Source organism: Mesorhizobium sp. M7A.F.Ca.MR.148.00.0.0 (assembly GCF_003997735.1).
Classification (GTDB): domain Bacteria; phylum Pseudomonadota; class Alphaproteobacteria; order Rhizobiales; family Rhizobiaceae; genus Mesorhizobium.
The window spans coordinates 6229-11652 of the sequence record NZ_RZTB01000137.1 but is presented as its reverse complement, the minus strand read 5'-3'; the positions used below and the strand labels follow the sequence as shown (position 1 = coordinate 11652).

The window sequence follows — 5424 nt, the reverse complement described above, 5'->3', positions numbered from 1 at the left end:
ATGCCTGCGGCGATTGTCCTTCCACACGCCCTCATAGAGGCAGTTGTGGAAATAAAAATATTCGAGCTGGCGGAATTCGGCGCGGGCGGCCGAGAACAGCTCCTCGACGCTCTTGATGTGGTCGTCCATCGAGCCGCCGACATCGAAGAACATCAAAAGCTTCACCGCGTTGCGCCGTTCGGGCCGCGTCTGCACGTCGAGATAGCCATGTTCGGCGGTGGCGTGGATGGTGCCGGGCAGGTCGAATTCCTCCTCGGCGCCTTCGCGCACCCAGCGACGCAAGCGCTTCAGCGCGATCTTGATGTTGCGGGTGCCGAGTTCGACGGCATCGTCGAAATTCCTGAACTCACGTCTGTCCCACACCTTCACCGCGCGGCGGTTGCGGCTTTCATGCTGGCCGATACGCACACCTTCGGGATTGTAGCCATAGGCGCCGAAAGGCGAGGTGCCGCCGGTGCCGATCCATTTCGAGCCGCCCTGGTGGCGGCCTTTTTGCTCCTGCAGCCGCTGCTTCAAGGTTTCCATCAGTTTCTCGAAACCGCCCAGCGCCTCGACCAGTTTTTTCTCTTCGTCGCTCAGGTGCTTTTCGGCGAGGCGGCGCAACCATTCCTCGGGGATATTGGCGACATCGACGGCATCCGGCCCGCCCAGTGCTTCGATGCCCTTGAAGACATGGGCAAACACCTGGTCGAAGCGGTCGATATGGCGCTCGTCCTTCACCAACGCCGCACGGGCGAGGTAATAAAAGCCTTCGACGTCGTAGTCGACCAGCCCGGCTTCCAGCCCCTCCAGCAGCGACAGATATTCCCTGAGCGAAACGGGAACACGCGCGGCCTTCAGTTCGAGGAAGAAGGGGATGAACATTGTCTATCTACAGCAGATCATACTCGATGAAGCCGGTGCGGCGCGCGACATGGTCGTAGAGTTTGCGCGCGGTGGTGTTGGTCTCGTGCGTCATCCAGTAGACGTTCTTGACGCCGACTTTTTCGGCTTCCTGTCTCACCGCCTCGATCAGCGCAGCGCCGATGCCCTTGCCGCGCACGTCAGGGTCGGCGAACAGGTCCTGCAGATAGCAGTTGTTTTTTTCCGACCAGCCTGAGCGGTGGTAGAGATAGTGGGTGAGCCCAACCGCCTTGCCGTCCAGCGTGGCGATGAAGCCTTTCGGCTCGAACTCACCCTCGGTGAACAGCCGCTTCCAGGTGATGGCGTAGACCTCTTCCGGCAGCTTCGTCTCATAGAAGGTGAGGTAGTCGGTCCACAGCCGCCGCCAATCAGCATGGTCGGACTGCGCGAGCGGGCGGACGATAATCTCAGACATGTTATCTCCTCTGAAGGTTTGGCCGAGGCTGCCTGCCTGTTCGGCCGCGGGCAACGGTCCACAGAAGGGAAAGCGCTGCTGCTGACCTATTGCTGCCTTCGTGCCATGAACGCCAGCCGCTCGAACAAATGAACGTCCTGCTCGTTCTTCAGCAATGCGCCATGCAACTTGGGCAGGGCGTTCTTCGGATCGGCGCGCAGATCCTCGGGCGCGATGTCGTCGGCGACCAGCAGCCTTATCCAGTCGAGCGCCTCGGAGGTTGACGGCTTCTTCTTCAGGCCGGGCACGTCGCGGATTTCGTAGAACTGGGTCAGCGCCGCGCGCACCAGGTTCTGCTTGATGCCGGGATAGTGGACGTCGACGATTCTGTGCAGCGTATCGACGTCGGGAAAGCGGATGTAGTGGAAGAAGCAGCGGCGCAGGAACGCGTCCGGCAACTCCTTCTCGTTGTTGGAGGTGATGATGACGATCGGCCTGACGGCGGCGCGGATGGTTTCGCCGGTCTCGTAGACGAAGAACTCCATCCGATCGAGTTCCTGCAGGAGGTCGTTGGGGAATTCGATGTCGGCCTTGTCGATCTCGTCGATCAAAAGCACGACCTTCCTGCCGGCGGCGAACGCCTCCCAGAGCTTGCCGCGCTTGATGTAGTTCCTGATGTCGTTGAAGCGCTCGTCGCCAAGCTGGCTGTCGCGCAGCCGCGAGACGGCGTCATATTCGTACAGGCCCTGCTGCGCCCGCGTCGTCGACTTGACGTGCCATTCGATGAGGTCGAGGCCAAGTGCTGACGCCACCTGGCGGGCCAGCTCCGTCTTGCCGGTGCCTGGCTCGCCCTTGACCAGCAAGGGCCGCTCCAGCGCGATCGCCGCGTTGACTGCCACCATCAGATCCTTGTCGGCGACATAGGCCGCCGTGCCTTCGAAACGCATTCTTGCTCCTCGGTTGGTCATGGCAACCGTAAGGACGCGGCTCACCCTGTGCAAGGGTGCGCCGGCCGCGACGAATGGGCTTGAACCCTGATGGAAACATATGCCCGTCTCACTGGCGCTTAGCCGGCCGGCAGCCTATATTGGGCGGGACGGTCTGTGCTTCCCGGCAGGAGAACATTTTCCCCGGGGCCTTAACGATCCTTAGGGAGCTGTCCCTGGGAAGACCCGTGGGTTTTCTCACACGGCGCCCACCTACTTTGTAGGTTCCCGGGATCGCTCTCTCCACCGGTTGTGTGGATCGTCACTTATTGCCACGCGTCCCGCATTTCGGTGGATGATTGCGGTGGAAAACGTCGCTCCCAAAACTCCATCCAGATCTGACCTTTCTACCCTGGCTGAATGACCTCTCTCAAAGACCTGAAAAAGCAGCTTCGCCGTGAGGCCCTCGGACGCCGCGACGCGCTCGATGAATTCTGGCGGGTGGAGGTCGCGCTTGAAATGGCCGAGACGGCACGCGATCACCTCCACGTCGAGCCGGGCCAGATCGTTTCCGGCTTTTGGCCGATGCGTTCGGAAGTCGACGTTCGGCCGCTGATGTTTGCCTTGCGCGAAAAGGGCGCACGGCTTTGCCTGCCGGCCATTCTCGACAAGACCACCATTGTCTTTCGCGAACTGGTGCGCGGCGCGCCGATGGTCGAGATGGGTTTCGGCACGGTCGGCCCTCACGAGGAAGCCGAGGTGCTCGACCCCTCGGTGATGCTGGTGCCGCTTGCCGCTTTCGATGCGCGCGGCCATCGCATCGGCTATGGTGCCGGCTATTACGACCGCGCCATCGCCAAGCTGATCGACAAGGGAGAGCCGCCGCGGCTGGTCGGCATCGCCTTCGACTGCCAGGAGGTGGCAATGGTGCCGGATGAGGAACATGACGTCGTCATTGCGGAAATACTCACCGAGAGCGGGTTGCGCCGCTTCGCGCCAAAATTGTAGATAAGTACAAGGGACGCATGATCTTCACTGGCGTCATGCAGCTTTCGCTGACCTTCGGTGCGGGATCATATGAGACTTCTCTTCCTCGGTGACATGGTTGGAAAGACAGGACGCACGGCGGTGTGGGAACAACTGCCCGGACTGATCTCCGACTTCAAACTCGATTTCGTCATCGTCAACGGCGAGAACGCCGCCGGCGGCTTCGGCATCACCGAAGATATCTTTCGCGAGACGATTGCGGCCGGTGCGGATGTCGTCACCACCGGCAACCATGTCTGGGACCAGCGTGATGCGCTGGCCTTCGCGCCGCGCGAAGAGCGCTTCCTGCGTCCCTCCAACTTTCCCAAGGGCACGCCCGGGCGCGGCTCCGGTGTCTATATCGCCAGGAGCGGCGCGCGCGTGCTGGTCGCCAACATCATGGGCCGGGTGTTCATGCATCCCGAGCTCGACGATCCGTTCCAGGCCGGCGAACGCGAGCTTGCCGCCTGTCCGCTCGGCGAGCAGGCGGATGCCGTGATTATCGACTTCCACGCCGAGGCGACCTCGGAAAAGATGTGCTTCGCGCATTTCGTCGACGGCCGCGCCAGCCTCGTCATCGGCACCCACACCCACCAGCCGACGGGCGATCACCAGATCCTCAACGGCGGTACCGGCTATATGTCCGACGCCGGCATGTGCGGCGACTATGATTCCTCGCTCGGCATGGACAAGGAGGAGCCGCTCAACCGGTTCCTGTCGAAGGTGCCGAAAGGCCGCTTCGAGGCGGCGACCGGACCGGCGACCTTGTGCGGCGTCGGCGTCGATATTTCAGACCGCACAGGGCTGACCGAGCGGATTGCGCCGTTTCGTCGCGGGCCACGGCTGGAGGAAACCGCACCGTCCTTCTGGTCGTGACATTGATATAGGCACGCTTAGTACCTAACTGCCGGCGACACTGCTCTAGATCGTTAAAAGAGGGGACGACCTCCATGCAGCTCATCGAATTCCTGGCGCCGCATTTTCAATTTGTTTCCGACCCGACGGCCTGGGTCGCGCTGCTGACGCTGATTGTGCTCGAGGTCGTGCTCGGCATCGACAATCTGATCTTCATCTCGATCCTGACCAACAAGCTGCCGGAAGCACAACGGGCCCGTGCCCGCCGGCTCGGCATCTCGGCGGCCCTGATCATGCGGCTGGTGCTGCTGGCCACCATTTCGATCATCGTCCAGCTGACCACGCCGGTGTTCACGGCCTTCGGCCACGGTTTTTCCTGGCGCGACCTGATCCTGATCGCCGGCGGCCTGTTCCTGGTCTGGAAGGCGACCAAGGAGATCCATCACACCGTCGATCCCGACGACCACAAGGATACGATGATGGGCGAGACGCTGCAGATCAGCCTTGCCGGCGCGATCTTCCAGATCCTGCTGCTCGACCTGGTCTTCTCGATCGATTCGATCATCACCGCCGTCGGCATGACCGACGAGATCGCCATCATGTACATCGCCGTGATCGTCGCGGTCACCGTGATGATGCTGGCGGCCGGGCCGCTGGCCAACTTCATCGCCAAGAACCCGAGCATCGTCATGCTGGCGCTGGGCTTCCTTCTGATGATCGGCATGACGCTGATCGCAGACGGCATGGGCTACCATGTGCCCAAGGGCTACATCTATGCGGCGATGGGCTTTTCGGCATTGGTCGAGGGGCTCAACATGCTGGCGCGGCGACGTAAGAAGTCGGGCGGCGGGCATTGAGGCAGACCCTGAATACCTAATGTCCTGGCACGCCCTTCGGGTGACGGTCGCCGATCAGGCCGAGCGTCAGGCCCTGTTCCAGCCACGCCTGGGCGCCGGCCAGCACCAGCGTGAAGCCGCCGGTTGAGCCGACGGCCTCTTTCACCTGCTCGTCGCCATCCCCGGCGAAGCCAAAATTGCGAACCTCGAGAAAGGTCGTCTCGTCGGGCATTTCGGTGAAGGTCCAGACCACCGTGGTCGGCGGATCGCTCCATTGCATGACGATCTTTTCATTCGCGACGATCTCGCTGACGTTGACGGTCGTCGAGACACCGTACATGCGCCACTCCCAGAGGACTTGCTTGCCGCTGTCCAGCCGGCCGCTGCCATGGGTGAACCAGAATTTCGTGGTGATGGCCGGATCGACGATGGCCTCGAATACATCGGCGACAGGCCGCCGGATCAGCATGCCGGCTTCGGCGGT

General features: G+C 61.9%; 7 protein-coding genes and 1 other RNA gene. 4 read left to right on the top strand and 4 right to left on the bottom strand.

What is annotated here, in order from left to right; genetic code table 11:
* The 3 genes from EOB49_RS29595 to EOB49_RS29585 all read right to left on the bottom strand — a co-directional run.
* On the bottom strand, nt 1–864 hold an 864-nt coding region (locus tag EOB49_RS29595), incomplete at its 3' end, for a VWA domain-containing protein (protein WP_245472876.1).
* 7 nt (nt 865–871) lie between these two features.
* Nucleotides 872–1318: a GNAT family N-acetyltransferase gene (locus tag EOB49_RS29590; RefSeq protein WP_127383049.1), complete on the bottom strand. Its 447-nt coding sequence runs from the start codon at nt 1316–1318 to the stop codon at nt 872–874.
* A gap of 86 nt (nt 1319–1404) precedes the next feature.
* Complete coding sequence (locus tag EOB49_RS29585; protein WP_023811813.1) at nt 1405–2244, bottom strand: MoxR family ATPase; 840 nt, start codon at nt 2242–2244, stop codon at nt 1405–1407.
* A 148-nt stretch (nt 2245–2392) separates the two neighbouring features.
* On the opposite strand from EOB49_RS29585, the gene ssrS reads away from it, so the two are divergent.
* From ssrS to EOB49_RS29565, 4 genes are all read left to right on the top strand, one after another.
* Nucleotides 2393–2548, top strand: a non-coding RNA gene (gene ssrS / locus EOB49_RS29580) — 6S RNA.
* 95 nt (nt 2549–2643) lie between these two features.
* Nucleotides 2644–3231, top strand: a complete 588-nt coding sequence (locus EOB49_RS29575) for a 5-formyltetrahydrofolate cyclo-ligase (RefSeq protein WP_127270386.1) — start codon at nt 2644–2646, stop codon at nt 3229–3231.
* 69 nt (nt 3232–3300) lie between these two features.
* Nucleotides 3301–4125 (top strand): YmdB family metallophosphoesterase, encoded by an 825-nt coding sequence (locus EOB49_RS29570; protein ID WP_127270387.1) that lies wholly within the window; start codon nt 3301–3303, stop codon nt 4123–4125.
* A 74-nt stretch (nt 4126–4199) separates the two neighbouring features.
* Nucleotides 4200–4961, top strand: coding sequence for a TerC family protein (locus EOB49_RS29565; RefSeq protein WP_127269216.1), 762 nt, complete (start codon nt 4200–4202; stop codon nt 4959–4961).
* A 16-nt stretch (nt 4962–4977) separates the two neighbouring features.
* Here EOB49_RS29565 and EOB49_RS29560 read toward each other — a convergent pair.
* A partial coding sequence (locus tag EOB49_RS29560; protein ID WP_127383052.1) for an SRPBCC family protein occupies nt 4978–5424 on the bottom strand: 447 nt, incomplete at its 5' end.